Source organism: Bacillus sp. SRL543, assembly GCF_984799205.1.
Genome location: NZ_OZ481794.1, coordinates 3513215 through 3530029 on the forward strand (window position 1 = coordinate 3513215; position 16815 = coordinate 3530029).

Genomic DNA, 16815 nt, shown 5'->3' on the forward strand with positions numbered 1-16815 from the left:
TGTTAAGCAGGGATTATTTATCCCCGCTTTTTCTTTTCTCTTTTTCTGCCCGGTAAAATTCGTGGAACATTTTCATGAGCGCCCGCTTTTCAATCCTGGATACATAGCTCCTCGAAATCCCAAGCTCCTTGGCAATTTCCCTTTGGGTCTTTTCTTTTTTCAGGTCAAGCCCAAATCTGCCGATGATGACTTCTTTCTCCCGGTCATCCAGCACATCAATATACTCCTTCACCTTCTCCAGTTCCATATTCAGCTGAATCGTGTTAATGACATCTTCTGACTCAGACTTCAGGACATCGATCAGGGAGATTTCATTTCCCTCTTTATCCTGGCCGATCGGATCATGGAGAGAAACATCCTTCTTTGTTTTCTTAAGGGCCCTGAGATGCATGAGTATTTCATTTTCAATGCAGCGGGCCGCATAGGTGGCAAGTTTTGTGCCTTTCCCTTCCGAATAGCTTTCGATCGCCTTGATCAGCCCAATGGTGCCTATAGAAATGAGATCTTCTGAATCTTCTCCTGTGTTCTCAAATTTTTTCACAATATGCGCCACCAGCCGCAGATTGTGTTCGATCAGCATATTGCGTGCATGGGCATCGCCTTCTGCCATGAGCCGCAAATACTTTCTCTCGTCGGCAGCAGAGAGCGGCTGGGGAAAAGCATTGTTTTTTACGTAAGAGACAAGGAAAACAATCTCCTTCACCAAATAGCCAAGTGCTGTTGCAATTCCTGACATAAATGCACCCCCGCTTTCTAGGACTATTGCCTATAACTCATTCCTATGAAAGCGGAAGGCAGGTTTTGTCTGTCCAACATATTTTTTTCCAAACATTCATGCCGTGCAGGATTCCCGGTGTGCTGTACAGCATTAGACAAAACAGCTTATTCTCTATAGAATGAAAGGACATGATATGAAAGAGGTTAACTTATGCTACCGCAAAAATTAATCATTATATTGGTTCTTATTATAGTATTTTTATCAACCGCAGCGGAGTTTATCTTTGAAGGAATTTCTGCGAGGGGGCTGTTTTTGCTGGCAGCGACGGCCGGCTTGACGTTTTATCTGTGGAAGCGTCCGGAAAAAGAAAAATAAGCTTAAGACGGGGATTTGTCAGAATAGTGGTTCTTGGTGATTTCACTGGAACCGCTATTTCCGGGATGAAGCAGAATAATGGTTCTTGCTCACTCCTCTGGAACCACTATTTTCGGAATGAAGCAGAATAATGGTTCTTGCTCACTCCTCTGGAACCACTATTTTCGGGATGAAGCAGAATAGCGGTCCTAGCTCACTCCTCTGGAACCACTATTTTCGGAATGAAGCAGAATAGCGGTTCCAGCTCACTCCTCTGGAACCACTATTTCCGGAATGAAGCAGAATAGCGGTCCTAGCTCACTCCTCTGGAACCACTATTTCCGGAATGAAGCAGAATAGCGGTCCTAGCTCACTCCTCTGGAACCACTATTTCCGGAATGAAACAGAATAGCGGTCTTAGCTCACTCCTCTGGAACCACTATTTCTAAAGTGAAGCAGAATAGCGGTCCTAGCTCACGGTTCCGAAATCGCTACTACAAAAAAAGAAGCACAAGCAGGTCCCAGGGTTGCCCCCAGTCCCGCTTGTGCTTCTTTTCTGTCATTCCGCCCCTACCTCGGCTGAAATGATCAGGCCGGCTGCACAGCAGACTACCAATCCCATTACAATCATGAACATGGTCAGCACTCCCTATGGTTAGTCATTTTCTATCTTGAATGTACCATAGGGAAGCAGCATGACAGCGCCCTTGTTGTGAAAGTTTAGTTAACCTTGTTTTTTAGCGGCCTTTTTCCGAAACGGCAGTGTCAGCAGCAATACGTTCAATAGCATCATTCATTCCTCCCAACCGAACAGTTAGGTGGAGTCCTTCTCCACCCAGAAGATTGCTTGACGGCCCTGCATTAAGTAAATCATTTAAAATTCCACCTTTCGCGAAGTATTTTTTTAAAACAGATTAAAATGGACGGTACATAGAATATTGGCGATCCTTGTTTTGATCATGAATCTTTTTGGCTTGCTCCTGCATCATGATTTCTTCTGCAGTCATCGTTCGCTTTCTGATCGTAATGGATAAAAATAGAATATTTAGTGTCATAATGTCTCACCTCCCTTGTCATATCCCGCGGGCATGCAAAAAGGCCGCAGAGGATTATCCCCTGCGGCCTTCAAATGGACATAAAAAGCCGCAGGGCACGATTCACCCTGCGGCACGGATATGCTAATTTATGCTATGCATTGAAATTAAGCGTTCCATTCCTTAAAGGCTGAATACGTGTTAAATTTAGTTGTTTTTGAATTCATTCCAATTACATTGATCATTTCGTTCAGCCTCCTTTTCTAGAAATTTCGCTTACATTGGTAAGTATATCCACTTTTAATTCATTTGTAAACCTAAAATTTGCCTATTTTTTAATTTTTTATTCCATCTCATTTCAGGCAGCTTTATAAAAGTTTGGAAAATAGCGGCTGGAATGGATCCCGCCAATTTTTAAAAAGAAGGCTTTGTTAAACATTGTTGTTTTTGGGCTCATTTTAGCCAGATATTCATTCTGCCGCCAAGAAAGCTTGCTTTCTTGGCGGCAGAATGAATATCTGGCTGCATTTCAGCTGTGCTGAAATGCGTGTAAAACAAAGTTTCACACGAATGAGCCCAAAATCAACAAGCTATACTAACACAGCAAAAAGAAAAGGGTTCGGAGCATATCGTCCCGAACCCGGCTATCTATAAATCTTTATTTTTTCATCAGAAACTCTTCGCCTTCGTCCATCTCGCTGAGCTTGCTGCGCAGCTTCCTGGAAACAAAGAAGAAATATATAGAACCAAGCAGAAAAACGGTTGAAGCGGCAGCCATGATATTAAGGCTGAAAACTTCCTTCCCTTCCTGCGGAATGATAACACCCAAATAGAAAAACGCACCGACTGCCAGTAGAGCGACAGCAAACCTCTTGTAATCTACCATCTTCTCATAAAGCTGTTTAGCCTGAGTCTTCATTGCGTTCACCTGCACTTTTCTAAGTTATGCATCTACCATAACATAATTGCTGCAGGTATTCGATGTAAATAACTGTAAAACCAATATCCGACAAAAAGGGAGAGCCCTCTTCAGGCTCTCCGCTGTTTTAGTTTTCCAGTGCGTTTTTCAAGTCTTCAATCAAATCTTCACTATCTTCAAGTCCGACAGAAATACGCACAAGTCCGTCAGTAATGCCGAGCTCAGCACGGCGTTCTGCCGGGATGGAGGCATGTGTCATTCTGGCTGGCACTGAGATCAGGCTTTCAACTGCCCCGAGGCTTTCTGCCAGGGTGAAGTACTTTACCTTGCCGAGGAGCCGGTCAGCATTCTCTTCGCTGCCTACATCAAAGGAAACCATGCCGCCAAAGCCCTGTGCCTGTTTTTTGGCCACATCATGATTTGGATGCGATTCAATGCCAGGATAGTACACTTTGCTTACAGCAGGGTGATTCTGCAGGAATTCCACAATTGCTTGTGTGTTTTCTTCTGTCTCTTCCATGCGCACGCCAAGGGTCTTGATGCCGCGCATCAGCAGCCAGCTGTCCTGCGGTCCAAGCACCCCTCCTGTGGAGTTCTGGACAAAATGCAGATCTTCTGCCAGCTTGCTGCTGTTCACAACAACAAGGCCGGCTACAACATCACTGTGGCCGCCGATATATTTTGTGGCACTGTGAAGCACGATATCTGCACCAAGGCTGATCGGCGTCTGCCAGTATGGAGTTGAAAATGTATTATCAACAATCGTCAGCAGGCCATGCTTCTTTGCAGCTGCTGCAGCTCCTTCAATGTCAGTAATTTTCAGAAGAGGATTTGTCGGTGTCTCAAGATAGACAGCCTTCGTGTTCGGCTTGATTTCCGCCTCGATATTCTCAAGCCTGCTAGTATCTACAAATGATGATTCGATCCCAAAACGATTAAGTACTTTGGACATGACACGGTAAGTCCCGCCATACACATCATCTGTCATGATTACATGGTCACCGCTGTTGAACAGCATCATAACAGCTGTAATGGCCGCCATGCCGGAACCGAAGGCAAACCCTGCCTCGCCGCCTTCAAGATCCTTGATCAGCTCTTCAAGCGCATGCCTTGTCGGGTTTCCTGTCCTGGAATATTCAAAGCCTTTATGTCCGCCTACACCATCCTGCTTATAGGTGCTGACCTGGTATATCGGAATATTGACTGCCCCAGTATGCGGATCGCCCGCAATGCCGCCGTGTATCAGTTTTGTTTTTCTTTTCATATCAAATGCCTCCTTCGTAAATCTTTTTGCTTAAATAGCGTTCACTGCTGTCAGGGAATATCATGATGATATTCGTCCCCGGCTCCGCTTCCCTTGCCTCGGCCAGCGCTGCATGAAGGGCTGCGCCTGAGGAGCTGCCGACAAGCAGCCCCTCTTTTTCTGCTGTTTCCTTCACAAGCCTGAATGCATCTTCATCAAGGACAGTATGAATGCTGTTAAAGTACGCATCATCCATATATCCCGGCAGAAATTCCATGCCGATGCCTTCCGTTTTATGCGGCCCGGATTCTCCGCCGTTCAAAATCGATCCTTCCGGTTCCACAATGACGGTTTTGATTTCAGGATTTTTTTCTTTTAAGTATCTTGCCGTCCCCATGAAGGTTCCGCCAGTGCCGGCTCCTGCCACAAATATATCTACATTGCCGGCCATCTGTTCCCATATCTCAGGACCAAGGGTCTTGTAGTATGTTTCAGGGTTGGCAGGATTGCCAAACTGCCTTGGATAATAGGAGCCCGGTGTTTCCTCCAGGAGCTGCTCAGCCTTAGCAATTGCACCCTTCATTCCAAGCTCGGTCGGTGTATTAATGACCTCCGCCCCCAATGCCCTCATCAAATCCTGCTTTTCAAGGCTGAATTTTTCGGGCACGATGACTTTGACGGATATGCCTTTATTCAAGGCTGCCAATGCAAGGCCAATTCCGGTATTTCCTGCTGTAGGTTCAATCACCGTACCGCCTTTTTGCAGCTTGCCGCTTTCAAACGCTTCATTCAAAAGCTCCATTCCGAGGCGGTCTTTTACACTGCCGCCCGGATTCATGAACTCCAGCTTGGCAAACAGCCTGACTCCCTCAGGCAATTCGAAATGCTGCAGCTCTATGATTGGTGTATTGCCAATAAGCTCATGGACACTTTTAAAAACTTTCAAAGAGTCTCTCTCCCTTTTTATCCTAACTTATGCTTTCTCTTTAAGCGAAGAAACAATTTTCATAACTAGATTCGCCGAATGCAGGGCTGCTTTCTCCAGGAACTGGTCAAAAGAAACATCGGATTCTTTGCCGGCTATATCTGATAAAGAACGGATGACCACAAATGGGGTGCCAAACTGGTATGATACCTGGGCAATCGCTGCGGCCTCCATTTCAACAGCCTGCAGATCCGTAAATTTCGTCCTGATCGCTTCCACGCGCTCCGGATCGCTCATGAAGGAATCGCCAGTTGCAATCAGGCCCCTGACAGTCTGGATGCCGCTGATTTCCCTGGCAGAGTCCTCGGCAATCTGGATAAGCTCATCATTTGCCTCAAATGCTGCAGGCAGCTGCGGCACCTGCCCGTACTCATAGCCGAACGCCGTCACATCCACATCATGGTGGCGGACTTCAGTCGAGATGACCACATCGCCCACATTCAGTTCTGGATTGAAGCCGCCGGCTGATCCTGTATTGATGATATAGTCAGGCTTGAAGCGTTCCAGGAGGATCGCGCTCGACATTGCCGCATTTACTTTGCCGATCCCGGAGCGCAGGAGGATGACCTCGGCTCCATCCATTTTTCCTGCAGTGAATTCACAGCCGGCAATTGTTTCCGCTGCTGCACCTGAAATATTTTCCCTTAATAATGCCACTTCTTCTTCCATTGCCCCGATGATTGCTATTTTCATGATAAAACCTCTTCCTTAAATTTTTTCACCTTCCATCAGCCACACAAAGTCATTGCAGCGGGAAAAATTCGCCTTGAAGCCATTCTGCTCCAAAATATTCCTAAGAACCGGGATGGTTGTGTAATATTCACGCTGCAGGTCCTCTGCAAGATTGTGGAAGCCTTGTTCTTCTGCATCTGATATCGCTTTCTTATAGGCTTCTTCAGACTCATACATAGTATCCGCAAAAACTATTTTACCACCTGTGGCGAGCAAGTGGCTATATGATGCAGCCGCTTCGTTCTTTTCTTCATCGGTCAAATGGTGGAAAGCATAAGTAGACACGATTGTATCGACCGGTTCGCCGGCAGGATACGAAAGAAAATCTCCCTCTGCAATTGCTGCCTGCTCCCCCAGCTTTGCTATAGCAATCTTCCTCATGGCAGGAGAAGGCTCAACACCTGTTACCCGGAGACCTTTTTCAAGCAGTTTTGCCGTCAGGTTCCCCGTGCCTGGTCCAAACTCCATCACATGGCCGGATGAGCGGGCTGCCACTGCATCCAGGATACCCTCATAATTTCTGAAAACCTCTTTATATTCAAGATCATGGCCAGTCACACTGTCATCATATGAATCCGCCCACTGCTCAAACAGCTCAATAAATTCTTTTCCCATTTTTTTCACTCCCATTTTGTATACTCATAAATCCTATAAGTATACTATGAATTAAAAAATGACTTGTTCTCAATTTATCATAGACTTTTTTTTTATTCAACAGAAAGCATGCAAGAAGTTCTTCCGCAAACCATTCAATTTTGGCGGTCCTGTACAAAATACGAAGAACTTACTGTAAAATAAGGATGATAAAGCAAGAAGGGAAGATGAGCATGAATTTTCAATTTGATATGATTGAAGACAAAGTTGAATTTTTTGAGGCCGCAGATTTAAAGGCCCTGGAGAAAAAAATAAATGATCAGATTGAAGTAAACAAAGCGATCCTGCTGACTGTCCACCATGTCTCCCATCAAATGCATGTGGATGAGAACGGAAGGACTTACTTTACTGCCGCCGTTCTCTTTAAATCAAAACATAAATAAAAACTGGCCCACCGGAAATCTGCATATACAGATCATCCGGCAGGCCAGTTTTTACTTTAGGCTGTTTTCGTATAGATTATTGCTTTCGAAAAAATCCCAAGAGCCGGATTTTTCGACTTTCTCTTTGAAAAAAGAGAGCAGCTCTTTTCTTATCATGATAGTTCATGGTAAGCAGGGTGATATCTGTATAAATATTTAATGGAAAACAACAAAGGTTAAGAAAAGAGCCTTACTTTATTGAATGCTGTTCAGCTGTTCCATTTTAACAGGCTTCCACCCTTGTCCGTCCACCCATTCGATATAGACGCGGTATTTTTCCTGCTGGTCTTTCGTCGATACGGTCCCGACCGATTGATTTGGACCGTCATTTCCCAGGAACCAGATGGTCATATTGCTTTCCGGTATTCCAGTGGCATATGTGATGGCCTGGACCATCTCATTCCAGTCCACACCTTCATAGACGGCAGTATGCTCGCCTGTCTGGGAAGTGCCGACCGGCTGCCATGAAGGATTGACGATGGTCTTTTCGACATCAGGTGCACTGCCGCCGTCGGTGACCTCAGCATCTTCATCTGCTGCCTGGTCTTCTTCTGTATCTTCCCCATTATCTTCATCGGTATTTTCGGCATCCTGGGCTGATTCTTCAGCTTGATCTGTTTCTTCTTCCTGCCCAGCTGTATTTTTATCAGTGTCATTGTCATTATTTTCCGGATCAGCTTTTTCAGACGCCGGTGCCTGCTCGGCTGCTTCATCATCATTGCCGCCCAGGAAAATCGCTGCTGACACGATAATGATCAATAAGAGCACAACCCCGATCAGCGTATTTAAAATGATGTTGGTTTTCCTTCTTTTAGCCCGCTTCCCTGAACGGGATGATCCGTTTGATTCTTCGAAATTGCCATTCACGTGTTATTTCTCCTCCCCATATGTATGGTTGTCAACATTCTACCATGACTGCCGGCAAAACATGAAGGAATTTGATGCTAGAAAAACTTGCCGCCCCGGCGGTTAGCTTCTATTCTATACCCTCCTCAAACTTATGGACGGCTTTAACCATATCTGCAAAAAACGGATTGACTCCCCCCTCATCCGCTTTGACTCCAAGGTTGACTGTGACAAGGGCGTATCTCGGCTTTTCGTAAGGAAAATATCCCGCAAACCATTTGTTATGCAGCTGGTTTCCATCTGCAAACTGCCCTGTTTCAGCTGTTCCTGATTTTCCGGCAACTGCATATGGGAGCTCTTTGAACCATCTGCCGGTTCCTTCTTCATTGACAACAACTTCCCTCAAAAGCTTTTGCAGTTTCATAGCCGTATAAGGGGAAATTTTGCCGCCCCCTAAATCTTTGGACGGAAATTTCAGCAGCGAGGTTTCATTTTTATATTCAATTTCCGAGGCAACACGGATGCTTTCTTTTTTTCCGCCTTTGGCAATGGTGGCCATCATATTCGCCACCGCAAGCGGGGTGGCCCTGACTTCATGCTGCCCGATGCCGGTCAAGGCGACAAAATTGCTGTCATTCTTTGCTTCCTCTGAAAAAAACACCCGGCCATCGTCCTCCCCCGGGAGCTGATGGAAATCAGAAAAATGATAGATGTCCCCTTCCCAGCCGGCTTTTCCGGTCAGCGACAGCTTTTCAGCGTATTCTTCAAGTATAGCCGGGTCAATATCCTTCAATTCTTTTGCGATTGTAGCAAATGTATTATTGCAGCTCCTTGCAAAGCTGTCTGTAAAATTCAGCATTCCATGCTGGTAAACCGTGTCAGGCTGCCCATTGAGTTTCCTGCTGCAGTCAAACTGCCTATTCGGGCTGTCCAGATTATAATCAATGGCTGCAGCTGCCACCACCGTTTTAAAAACGGATCCGATAATCTGCTGTTTGATCATTGCGTTCACCAGGCCGCCGTCTTTATAAGGAGCCGATTTATTGATCTCCGGCCTGGACACCATGGCAAGGACAGTATTAGTCTCAATATCCAATAAGACAATCCCCCCATTCTGGATTCCATGCACATCTGCCAGCCGTTCTGCTTCTTCCTGAAGGGCGGCATCCAGAGTGGTTTTGATGTTGACAGGATAAAAAGGGTTTGCCGGCTCGACATATTTGACGTTTATCCCAAACAGCGGGCCTCCCGCCGCGTCCACATGGTAGACGAGCTTGGATTCGCCGTCAGGCAGCAGAAACTCATCGAAGCTTTCTTCTAGACCGGAAACGCCGATCACGGTATTCTCAGGAAGGTTTTTGCCGGGATAGCGCTTTTGCACCGCCTCTTTATTCTGTCCGGTGATGCCGATCAGCTGTTCTGCCAGATTATTGGCCAGGCTGTATTTCTTTTCAACGGCAAATACACCCGGTATTTTGAGTGAATTGATTTGTTCTACCTGTACATCCGTTAATTCGAGAGGCTTTGGCTTACCATAGGCAAACGGCTTTTTTGCTCCTTTGATGCTGTATAAAAGGGCAGTTTCCGATATACCTGTGATAGAAGCGACCTTTTGCGAATCCCAATCCATATTTTTCAAAAATGGAAATAAAACCAGCACAGGTATTTCCTGATGGGTCAAGGGCTCGCCATTTCTGTCCAGGAATGAGCCCCTGCCGCTGTCGATCACCATCTCCTGGGAACGCTGCCTGACGCTTGCATCCAGAAGATTGATATTATGGGCAGAAAAATGCTCTGCTGAAACAAGCTGGATCTGGATGAGCCGCCCGATCAGCAGTACAATACCCAGCATGAATATACTTATGACAATGATGGCCCTTTTTTTCCACATAAAAAACACCTCGTCAAAAGTGTTGACGAGGTGTGCCCATTTCAAACCATGTTTATGAAAAAGAAGATCTTATTTAATGCTTGTGATGCGGACGCTCATATCCCCGCCTGGCGTCTGGACTGTCACTTCATCTCCGACCCTTTTGCCCATCAGGCTCTTGGCGATTGGTGAATCATTGGAAATTTTCCCTTCAAACGGATCTGCCTCTGCACTTCCGACGATTGTGTAAGATTCTTCTTCGCCATCAGGAAGTTCAACAAATGCAACAGAGCGCCCAAGCGTCACTGTGTCGCCGCTGGCTTCGTCTTCTTCAATGATTTTTGCATTGCGGATCATATTTTCAAGGGTCGTGATGCGCCCTTCTACAAATGCCTGCTCTTCTTTCGCTGAATCATATTCAGAGTTCTCGGAAAGGTCGCCGAAGCTGCGGGCGATTTTAATGCGCTCTACAACGTCTTTGCGCTTCACTGTTTTTAAATGTTCCAGTTCCTGCTCAAGCTTTTCTTTTCCAGCCTGTGTCATTGGGAATACTTTTTCTGTAGCCAATATCCTTCACTCCTTCTAGGATCACAACCCCCATTAAGATTGTGCATTAATAAGTATGTAAGCATTTGCTTTACAGGCAAATGCACAGGAGCGCGTCCTTTTGGCAAAGGGCGCGCATGCTTTCTGTTCATTAGACTTATCTTAACATTTTTTCTATGCTATTGTTTCATAAAAATGACTTTTGTTCAAGAATTGTATGAATTTTTGTTACCATCAGGTCAATGGCGACATGGTTATGGCCGCCCTCCGGGATGATGATATCAGCGTATCTCTTGGTTGGCTCGATGAATTGGTTATGCATCGGGCGAACGACATTGACGTATTGCTCAATAACAGAATCCATCGATCTGCCCCGTTCCTTAATATCCCTGAAGAGGCGGCGGATGATGCGCAGATCTGCATCTGTATCGACAAAAAGCTTCATATCCATCAGGCTTCGGAGCCTTTCATCCTCCAGTACAAGGATGCCTTCCAAAATAATGACATCCTTTGGCTCCATATGGATGACGTCGTTGGACCTTGTATGCATGGCATAATCATAAACAGGCTTCTCAATGGCTTCATAGCTCTGCAGCTTTTCGATATGCTCAATCAGAAGGTCATTATCAAATGCAAGCGGATGATCATAATTAGTTTTCAGCCTTTCTTCAAAAGGAAGATGGGTCTGATCTTTATAATAATAGTCCTGCTCAAGCATTAAGATCGAATGGCCCTTAAAGCTTTCGTAAATCGCTTTAGTCACACTTGTCTTTCCGGAGCCGGATCCGCCGGCAACACCAATAACAACAGGTTTGCGATTCATTATGTTAAAACTCCTTCCGCATCATGTTGTTAGGGTATACCGGCTTGTCCAGTTTAAATTGGACGATTTGCATCGGGTGGCGGGCAGCATCCAGTTCGTTGCCTTTTTCATCCCAGATTTTATCGACCACCTGTGTAAAGTTCTCGATTTCCGGACCGAAGAATTCAACTTCCTGCCCCGGTGCAAATTTATTGCGCTGCTGAAGTGTAACGATTTGCGTTTCTTCATCATATCCAAGGACCAGGCCGGCAAAGTCATTGGTCGTCTTTTTGCTATGATTTCCAAACATTTGCTCTTTATACCCTGGAACTCCTTCGAAAAAGGCAGGCGCCGTTTCCCTGTTCGCACATTTGTCCAATTCCTCAAGCCATTCCTGCCTGATCACGAAATTGTCGGGATCGGCACAATAAGCATCAATGACTTTCCGGTATACACTGACTACTGTCGCGACATAGTGGATCGACTTCATCCGTCCTTCAATCTTGAGGCTGTCGATGCCCAATTCAATCACGCGCGGAATGGATTCTATCAGCTTCAGATCCTTCGGGCTCATGGCAAATGATGCATCCTGTTCCTGGAATAATGGCACTTCCTCAGAGCCTTCCAGCTTGTACAAATCATAATCCCAGCGGCATGACTGGCAGCAGCCTCCGCGGTTGGAGTCCCTTGCCGTCATATGGTTGCTGAGGGTGCATCGGCCTGAATAAGCGATACACATGGCGCCATGGATGAATGTTTCAATTTCAATATCCACTTTTTCCTTCATTTCACGAATTTCTTCAGCACTTGTTTCCCTTGCAAGCACAACCCGCTCAAGCCCTTCTTCCTTCCAGAACTGGACGGCCTTCCAGTTTGACAGAGACTGCTGTGTGCTCAGGTGGACCTCGATTTCCGGTGCAACCCTGCGGCAGGTTTCAATGATCAGCGGATCAGCTACTATGATACCGGCCACTCCTGCTCCCTTGAGGCCGAGAAGATAATCTTCAAGGCCGTCAATATTTTCATTATGCGCAAAGATATTGGTCGTTACGTAGATCTTTGCACCATAGCTCTTCGCAAACTCTACGCCTTCCTTCATTTCCTCAAATGTAAAGTTGCCGGCATTAGAGCGGAGACCATACTCCTGGCCGCCGATGAAAACGGCATCTGCGCCATAGTGTACGGCAATTTTCAGCTTTTCCAGGTTTCCGGCCGGAGCAAGAAGCTCAGGCTTTTTCACGATTACCCTTTTGCCGTCCACTATTTGCGAGATATTATCTTTAACTGCGTTCACGATAAAACCTCCTGATTATAAGTCAAAATAGGCTTAGTAGTTGATTTAATATACTGTTTCCTTGAAGAAGAAGCCGGTATCAAGCGGCCTGCTGTCCGGCTGGATTTCTTCCGCCCCATTCAGCAGATCATCTTTCACTTCTTCGTATTCGTCCGGGTTTTCTGTACACAGATCGATCGCTTTGCGGTACAGCTTTGTGATTTCCAGGATATATTCTGCCGACTTCAGGATTCCGTCAATTTTAAATGAATCTACTCCGGCATCGACCATTTCCTGAAGCTCATCGATAATGCAAATATCATTGGGGCTCATGATATGGGTTCCGTTCGCATCTTCAAAAATCGGATACTTGTTTTCCCGTTCTTTGTCATGAAGGAACATATTCTGTTCTTTTGCCCGGTTTTCAACTCTCATCGCTTTCCCCTGATATTCATAATAGTTGCCGAGCAGAGAGCGCTTAGACTGGAACATGGCCGTCATCCCTTGCACCTGTACCTCAATCTCAACGTCTGCGTTTTCCTTGATTTCAATGATGGAATCCATATTGATCTCACGGGCGAGCACAGAGCGCTTAGCACCTTTTCTTCCCCAGTAATTGCATGTATACCAGTTCGTGGCCGTTGTTTCTGTGTTCCAGTGAAGCTTCATGTCAGGTGCAGCCTCACGCGCTGCCATCAATACTGCCGGATCTCCGAAAATAACCGCGTCTGCACCGGCTTCCTGCATGAAACGAATATAGTCTCCAAGCTCGTCCACTATTTCATTATGAAAAATGGCATTCATGGCCACATACACTTTTTTACCTTTTGAATGGGCCAATGTGATCGCTTTTGCCACTTCGTCCCTGTTAAAATCACCGGCCAGCCTCAGGCCGTATCTCTGCTCACCAACTACAAAAGCGTCTGCCCCTGCTTCAGCAAGCGGAATGATCTCTTCTGTACCTGTTGGTGTAACAAGCAATTCAGGCTTTTTCATTATGGTCACCTCTTTTTACTGATTGCAACGCCGTCTCCGACCGGAAGAATGACAGTATCATAATCCGGATGGTTCATGAGCCATGCGTTGAACTCGCTGATTTTCCTCACAAGACTGCGGATGCGTTTATTCTCGATCTCACTTTCACAGACAAGCCCTTTGAACAGGACATTGTCTGTTATGATCAATCCGCCATCAGAAAGCTGGCGCTCATACATCTCAAAGAATTTTTTATACTGGCCTTTGGCCGCATCGATGAATACCGCATCATAAGGGCCGTACTGGGCCGTTTCCCCTTCGAGCTCAAGGGCGTCGCCCGCAATCAGGGTGATCTGCCCCTCACGGTCCGCAGCCGAGATAAACCTTCGTGCCGCTTCCAGGCGCTCTTCGTCCCTTTCAATTGTCACTATATGTGCATCAGGCAGGGCGAACGCCATCCGGAGGGCAGAGTAGCCAATTGCTGCACCCACTTCCAGTATACGCTTTGAACTTTGGATCCTGAGTATCTGGAGAAGCGCTTCTATCCCCGGCAATTCCATGATGGGTACACTATTCTCTTTTGCATACTCTTCCATTTCATGAAAAAGTCCCGGCCGTTTTGGAATCAGTTCCTCTATATATCCATGTACTTTATCTGTCAGCAAGCAGTCTTCCCCTCCATCCTTTAAACGCCTGCAGCCTCCGTTTCAGGCATGAAAAAATAGCGCACAACAGAGCGGATGTTTTGCAAAGCCTGAAGAAGGCCATACAGAAAAGGGCTTTGATGAAGCCAATCCATGCTTGTCTGTGGTTCACGCTATCACACATGCGTATGAAGGATGCACAGGCTTACTGTGCAGAAAGATTATAATTGCTATATTGGCAGCTGCCGGCATCTCCGCCACAGCCTGCCTGGCCGATTGAATCAGCTAATTAAACAGTCGTTAAAACACTTGAACTATTTTACCATAAACAAAAAGGGAATGCGAGTATTTCCGCATTCCCTTTTTCTGTCCTCCTGAACGCTTCGAAGCAAGTGCCGCAGGCGCTTGGAGCCTTAAATCATTTCTAATTATTTGTTATGTGTTCTGCTTTCTTCTGATTATGCTCGTCAAGCGTGCTTGAGAATAGAACTTCTCCTTCCGGGGTGGCAAGGAAGTATAGGAAATCCGTGTCCTCCGGGTTAAGGGCCGCTTCAATGGACATGGTGCCTGCGTTGGCGATCGGGCCAGGGGTCAATCCCGTGTTTTTATACGTATTGTACGGTGAGTCCACTTCAAGGTCCTTATAAAGGACTCTCGACTTGTGCTCGCCCTTTGCATATAGGACTGTCGGGTCAGTCTGAAGCGGCATGCCCGTTTCAATCCTGTTGTAGAATACGCTGGCGATTTTATTCCGGTCCACCTGTTCGGTGGCCTCTTCCTCGATGAGAGAAGCCATTGTCAGAAGCTGGTGCGGAGTCATATTCTGCTCTTCCGCCTGCGGGCTGTATTGTGCCAGCACCTCTCTTGTCTTATTGAGCATAACCTTGACAATCTCTTCTACAGTCGGATCTTTTTTATAAAATGGATATGTTGCTGGGAAGAGATAGCCTTCCAGCGGATATTTGATATTTTCATTCAGAATTTCTTCTGTCAGCATCTCAGGATATTGTTCCATCAATGTGCTGATGAATTCCTTATCATTAAGCTTCGCAAAAACATCCTCTTGCTTCTGCCCGGTTTTGTCCGCAATTATTCCGGATATCTGGTCAAGCTGATTGCCTTCAGGGATAGCCAATTTAAACACAGCTTCCTGCACGACCTTTCCAGTCTTCAAGCTTTCGATAATCTCAGGGATCGTCATCGAAGGATTCAGAGGATAATCCCCGGCCATGAATCCGGACTCATTTTTAAGCTTGACATAGTATTTGAAGACGCGGGCATCCTTGATGACTCCTTTATCCTCCAGGAGCCGCGCGATTTCACCTACGGAAGAACCAATCGGTACTTCAACGGGAATTTTCTTCTTATTACCCGGGTCGGAAGGCTCGAGAGCCGACTTTATGTAAAAATAGCCTCCTCCGGCAACGAGACCGGCTGTAAGCACAAGGACAGCCGCTATGATCAGCACAATTTTGCGCACTACCTTGGCCTCCCTCTGACGCTCCAGCATTTTTTGCCGAATCAGGTCTTTTTTAGAATTCTTTTCTTCAGCAGACATCTAATCCCCCTCAGTGTACAGGATTCTAAGGCTGTTTGGCCTGTTCCTTTATATATATAATCTCGCATTATTATACTATACTTTCAAAATCAGCGTGCGAAATTTAGCGAAAAACCGAAAATTTTCCACTTCTTCCCTTTGAACTCTCCTGATCCTTTACTATGGATGCTGCCTCGGACAGGCCAGACAAAAAAACGCAAAAAAACCGGCCCCTCTATAGGACCGGTCCGGCTCTTATTCTTCGCCTTCTTCTTCATCAAGGAAGGTATTGAGCATTTCCTCAATCATATCCCACTCTTCATCTGTTTCAACCGGGAGCAGGTCGCCTTCTTCACTTTCCCCAGGCACATATGCAGAAGCATGGATCTCGATGTCATCCTGATCATCTTCATCTGCTCCTACAGGATAGTATAATACGTAAGATTTGCCAAATTCCTCTGAGTCGAATGTGAAGAGCACCTCACATAATTGTTCGTTGCCGTCTTCATCTACGATTGTAATGTTCTTTTCTCCGTGTTCCATTATGCCACCTCATCATTTCCGGCTGTCCAGGTATCCTTGAAGGATCATGCTGGCAGCCATTTTATCGATTACTTTTTTCCTTTTTTTCCTGCTTACATCAGCTTCAAGCAGAATTCGTTCTGCTGCCATTGTAGTCAGGCGTTCATCCCATAGGACAACCGGGAGCCCGAATAACCTTTCAAGCTCGCCGGCAAAGAACTGGCTTGCTTCCCCCCGGGGGCCGATCGTCCCGTTCATATTCTTCGGGAGGCCTACCACAATGGTGCTGACATCGTACTCTTTAATTATTTTACCTAATTGATCAAAACCAAACTCTTTTTCTTCTTCATTAATGCGGATGGTCTCCAATCCCTGCGCAGTCCAGCCAAGCTCATCGCTCAGTGAAACGCCCACAGTCTTGGAGCCTACATCCAGCCCCATGCTTCTCATAATAGTCTATCCCTCTCGCTGCTGCTTTAAATACGATTTGACCAATTCCTCGATTATCTCGTCCCGTTCAAGTTTGCGGATGATATTTCGTGCATCTTTATGGCGCGGGATGTATGCAGGATCTCCTGAAAGAAGGTACCCGACAATCTGATTAATGGGGTTGTACCCTTTTTCTTGAAGTGCTTCATAGACTTTCAGAAGAACATCATTTACATCATGTTCAAATGGCTCCTCAGGAAAATTGAATCTCATTGTCTTATCAAATGAGCTCATCACATTGCACCTCGCT

The 16815-nt window shown here is 46.0% G+C and carries 20 protein-coding genes; 2 read left to right on the plus strand and 18 right to left on the minus strand.

Annotated features, from left to right (window positions below):
- Positions 1–13: 13 nt before the first annotated feature.
- Complete coding sequence (gene sigK, locus AC4E8B_RS18045; protein WP_009796248.1) at positions 14–736, minus strand: RNA polymerase sporulation sigma factor SigK; 723 nt, start codon at positions 734–736, stop codon at positions 14–16.
- A gap of 192 nt (positions 737–928) precedes the next feature.
- Between sigK and AC4E8B_RS18050 the strand changes: the two genes are divergently transcribed.
- On the plus strand, positions 929–1093 hold the full coding sequence (locus AC4E8B_RS18050; protein ID WP_490214700.1) for a hypothetical protein: 165 nt from the start codon (positions 929–931) through the stop codon (positions 1091–1093).
- Positions 1094–1986: 893 nt separating this feature from the next.
- Here the strand turns inward: AC4E8B_RS18050 and AC4E8B_RS18055 are convergent.
- From AC4E8B_RS18055 to AC4E8B_RS18080, 6 genes are all read right to left on the minus strand, one after another.
- Positions 1987–2127: a YrzI family small protein gene (locus AC4E8B_RS18055; protein WP_009796252.1), complete on the minus strand. Its 141-nt coding sequence runs from the start codon at positions 2125–2127 to the stop codon at positions 1987–1989.
- A gap of 637 nt (positions 2128–2764) precedes the next feature.
- Positions 2765–3025 (minus strand): YrhC family protein, encoded by a 261-nt coding sequence (locus AC4E8B_RS18060; protein ID WP_490214701.1) that lies wholly within the window; start codon positions 3023–3025, stop codon positions 2765–2767.
- Positions 3026–3152: 127 nt separating this feature from the next.
- Complete coding sequence (locus tag AC4E8B_RS18065) at positions 3153–4289, minus strand: bifunctional cystathionine gamma-lyase/homocysteine desulfhydrase (protein ID WP_490214702.1); 1137 nt, start codon at positions 4287–4289, stop codon at positions 3153–3155.
- Between the two features lies 1 nt (position 4290).
- Positions 4291–5214 (minus strand): PLP-dependent cysteine synthase family protein, encoded by a 924-nt coding sequence (locus AC4E8B_RS18070; protein WP_490214703.1) that lies wholly within the window; start codon positions 5212–5214, stop codon positions 4291–4293.
- Positions 5215–5241: 27 nt separating this feature from the next.
- Entirely contained in the window at positions 5242–5946 is a 705-nt protein-coding gene (gene mtnN / locus AC4E8B_RS18075; protein WP_490214704.1) for a 5'-methylthioadenosine/S-adenosylhomocysteine nucleosidase, read from the minus strand.
- A gap of 15 nt (positions 5947–5961) precedes the next feature.
- Positions 5962–6600 carry a class I SAM-dependent DNA methyltransferase gene (locus AC4E8B_RS18080; RefSeq protein WP_490214705.1) on the minus strand — a complete coding sequence of 213 codons (639 nt, stop codon included), beginning with the start codon at positions 6598–6600 and terminating at the stop codon, positions 5962–5964.
- A gap of 212 nt (positions 6601–6812) precedes the next feature.
- Between AC4E8B_RS18080 and AC4E8B_RS18085 the strand changes: the two genes are divergently transcribed.
- On the plus strand, positions 6813–7022 hold the full coding sequence (locus tag AC4E8B_RS18085) for a YrzA family protein (protein ID WP_490219768.1): 210 nt from the start codon (positions 6813–6815) through the stop codon (positions 7020–7022).
- 234 nt (positions 7023–7256) lie between these two features.
- On the opposite strand, the gene AC4E8B_RS18090 is transcribed toward AC4E8B_RS18085, so the two are convergent.
- The 11 genes from AC4E8B_RS18090 to AC4E8B_RS18140 all read right to left on the minus strand — a co-directional run bounded on the left by AC4E8B_RS18090 (position 7257) and on the right by AC4E8B_RS18140 (position 16799).
- Complete coding sequence (locus AC4E8B_RS18090) at positions 7257–7928, minus strand: DUF1510 family protein (protein WP_490214706.1); 672 nt, start codon at positions 7926–7928, stop codon at positions 7257–7259.
- 109 nt (positions 7929–8037) lie between these two features.
- Positions 8038–9798 (minus strand): peptidoglycan D,D-transpeptidase FtsI family protein, encoded by a 1761-nt coding sequence (locus AC4E8B_RS18095; RefSeq protein WP_490214707.1) that lies wholly within the window; start codon positions 9796–9798, stop codon positions 8038–8040.
- Positions 9799–9867: 69 nt separating this feature from the next.
- Complete coding sequence (gene greA / locus AC4E8B_RS18100) at positions 9868–10344, minus strand: transcription elongation factor GreA (protein WP_490214708.1); 477 nt, start codon at positions 10342–10344, stop codon at positions 9868–9870.
- Between the two features lie 166 nt (positions 10345–10510).
- Positions 10511–11146 carry a uridine kinase gene (udk, locus tag AC4E8B_RS18105; protein ID WP_490214709.1) on the minus strand — a complete coding sequence of 212 codons (636 nt, stop codon included), beginning with the start codon at positions 11144–11146 and terminating at the stop codon, positions 10511–10513.
- A gap of 4 nt (positions 11147–11150) precedes the next feature.
- A complete protein-coding gene (locus AC4E8B_RS18110; RefSeq protein WP_490214710.1) occupies positions 11151–12419 on the minus strand; it encodes a peptidase U32 family protein in 1269 nt (422 codons plus the stop codon).
- 45 nt (positions 12420–12464) lie between these two features.
- Positions 12465–13394, minus strand: coding sequence for a peptidase U32 family protein (locus tag AC4E8B_RS18115; protein ID WP_490214711.1), 930 nt, complete (start codon positions 13392–13394; stop codon positions 12465–12467).
- 5 nt (positions 13395–13399) lie between these two features.
- Positions 13400–14038, minus strand: a complete 639-nt coding sequence (locus tag AC4E8B_RS18120; RefSeq protein ID WP_490214712.1) for an O-methyltransferase — start codon at positions 14036–14038, stop codon at positions 13400–13402.
- Positions 14039–14441: 403 nt separating this feature from the next.
- Positions 14442–15575 (minus strand): endolytic transglycosylase MltG, encoded by a 1134-nt coding sequence (gene mltG, locus AC4E8B_RS18125; protein ID WP_490214713.1) that lies wholly within the window; start codon positions 15573–15575, stop codon positions 14442–14444.
- A gap of 234 nt (positions 15576–15809) precedes the next feature.
- Positions 15810–16097, minus strand: coding sequence for a DUF1292 domain-containing protein (locus tag AC4E8B_RS18130; protein ID WP_009791701.1), 288 nt, complete (start codon positions 16095–16097; stop codon positions 15810–15812).
- Positions 16098–16109: 12 nt separating this feature from the next.
- The gene (gene ruvX / locus AC4E8B_RS18135; protein ID WP_490214714.1) at positions 16110–16526 is read right to left on the minus strand and encodes a Holliday junction resolvase RuvX; all 417 of its coding nucleotides are present in this window, start codon (positions 16524–16526) and stop codon (positions 16110–16112) included.
- A 6-nt stretch (positions 16527–16532) separates the two neighbouring features.
- The gene (locus AC4E8B_RS18140) at positions 16533–16799 is read right to left on the minus strand and encodes an IreB family regulatory phosphoprotein (protein WP_490214715.1); all 267 of its coding nucleotides are present in this window, start codon (positions 16797–16799) and stop codon (positions 16533–16535) included.
- Positions 16800–16815 lie beyond the last annotated feature (16 nt).

What these genes read in the sequence shown, in the direction of transcription:
- sigK (WP_009796248.1), bottom strand. Translation starts at nt 736, where the DNA reads ATGTCAGGAATTGCAACAGCACTTGGCTATTTGGTGAAGGAGATTGTT.
- AC4E8B_RS18050 (WP_490214700.1), top strand. Translation starts at nt 929, where the DNA reads ATGCTACCGCAAAAATTAATCATTATATTGGTTCTTATTATAGTATTT.
- AC4E8B_RS18055 (WP_009796252.1), bottom strand. Translation starts at nt 2,127, where the DNA reads ATGACACTAAATATTCTATTTTTATCCATTACGATCAGAAAGCGAACG.
- AC4E8B_RS18060 (WP_490214701.1), bottom strand. Translation starts at nt 3,025, where the DNA reads ATGAAGACTCAGGCTAAACAGCTTTATGAGAAGATGGTAGATTACAAG.
- AC4E8B_RS18065 (WP_490214702.1), bottom strand. Translation starts at nt 4,289, where the DNA reads ATGAAAAGAAAAACAAAACTGATACACGGCGGCATTGCGGGCGATCCG.
- mtnN (WP_490214704.1), bottom strand. Translation starts at nt 5,946, where the DNA reads ATGAAAATAGCAATCATCGGGGCAATGGAAGAAGAAGTGGCATTATTA.
- AC4E8B_RS18080 (WP_490214705.1), bottom strand. Translation starts at nt 6,600, where the DNA reads ATGGGAAAAGAATTTATTGAGCTGTTTGAGCAGTGGGCGGATTCATAT.
- AC4E8B_RS18085 (WP_490219768.1), top strand. Translation starts at nt 6,813, where the DNA reads ATGAATTTTCAATTTGATATGATTGAAGACAAAGTTGAATTTTTTGAG.
- AC4E8B_RS18095 (WP_490214707.1), bottom strand. Translation starts at nt 9,798, where the DNA reads ATGTGGAAAAAAAGGGCCATCATTGTCATAAGTATATTCATGCTGGGT.
- udk (WP_490214709.1), bottom strand. Translation starts at nt 11,146, where the DNA reads ATGAATCGCAAACCTGTTGTTATTGGTGTTGCCGGCGGATCCGGCTCC.
- AC4E8B_RS18115 (WP_490214711.1), bottom strand. Translation starts at nt 13,394, where the DNA reads ATGAAAAAGCCTGAATTGCTTGTTACACCAACAGGTACAGAAGAGATC.
- mltG (WP_490214713.1), bottom strand. Translation starts at nt 15,575, where the DNA reads ATGTCTGCTGAAGAAAAGAATTCTAAAAAAGACCTGATTCGGCAAAAA.
- AC4E8B_RS18130 (WP_009791701.1), bottom strand. Translation starts at nt 16,097, where the DNA reads ATGGAACACGGAGAAAAGAACATTACAATCGTAGATGAAGACGGCAAC.
- ruvX (WP_490214714.1), bottom strand. Translation starts at nt 16,526, where the DNA reads ATGAGAAGCATGGGGCTGGATGTAGGCTCCAAGACTGTGGGCGTTTCA.
- AC4E8B_RS18140 (WP_490214715.1), bottom strand. Translation starts at nt 16,799, where the DNA reads ATGAGCTCATTTGATAAGACAATGAGATTCAATTTTCCTGAGGAGCCA.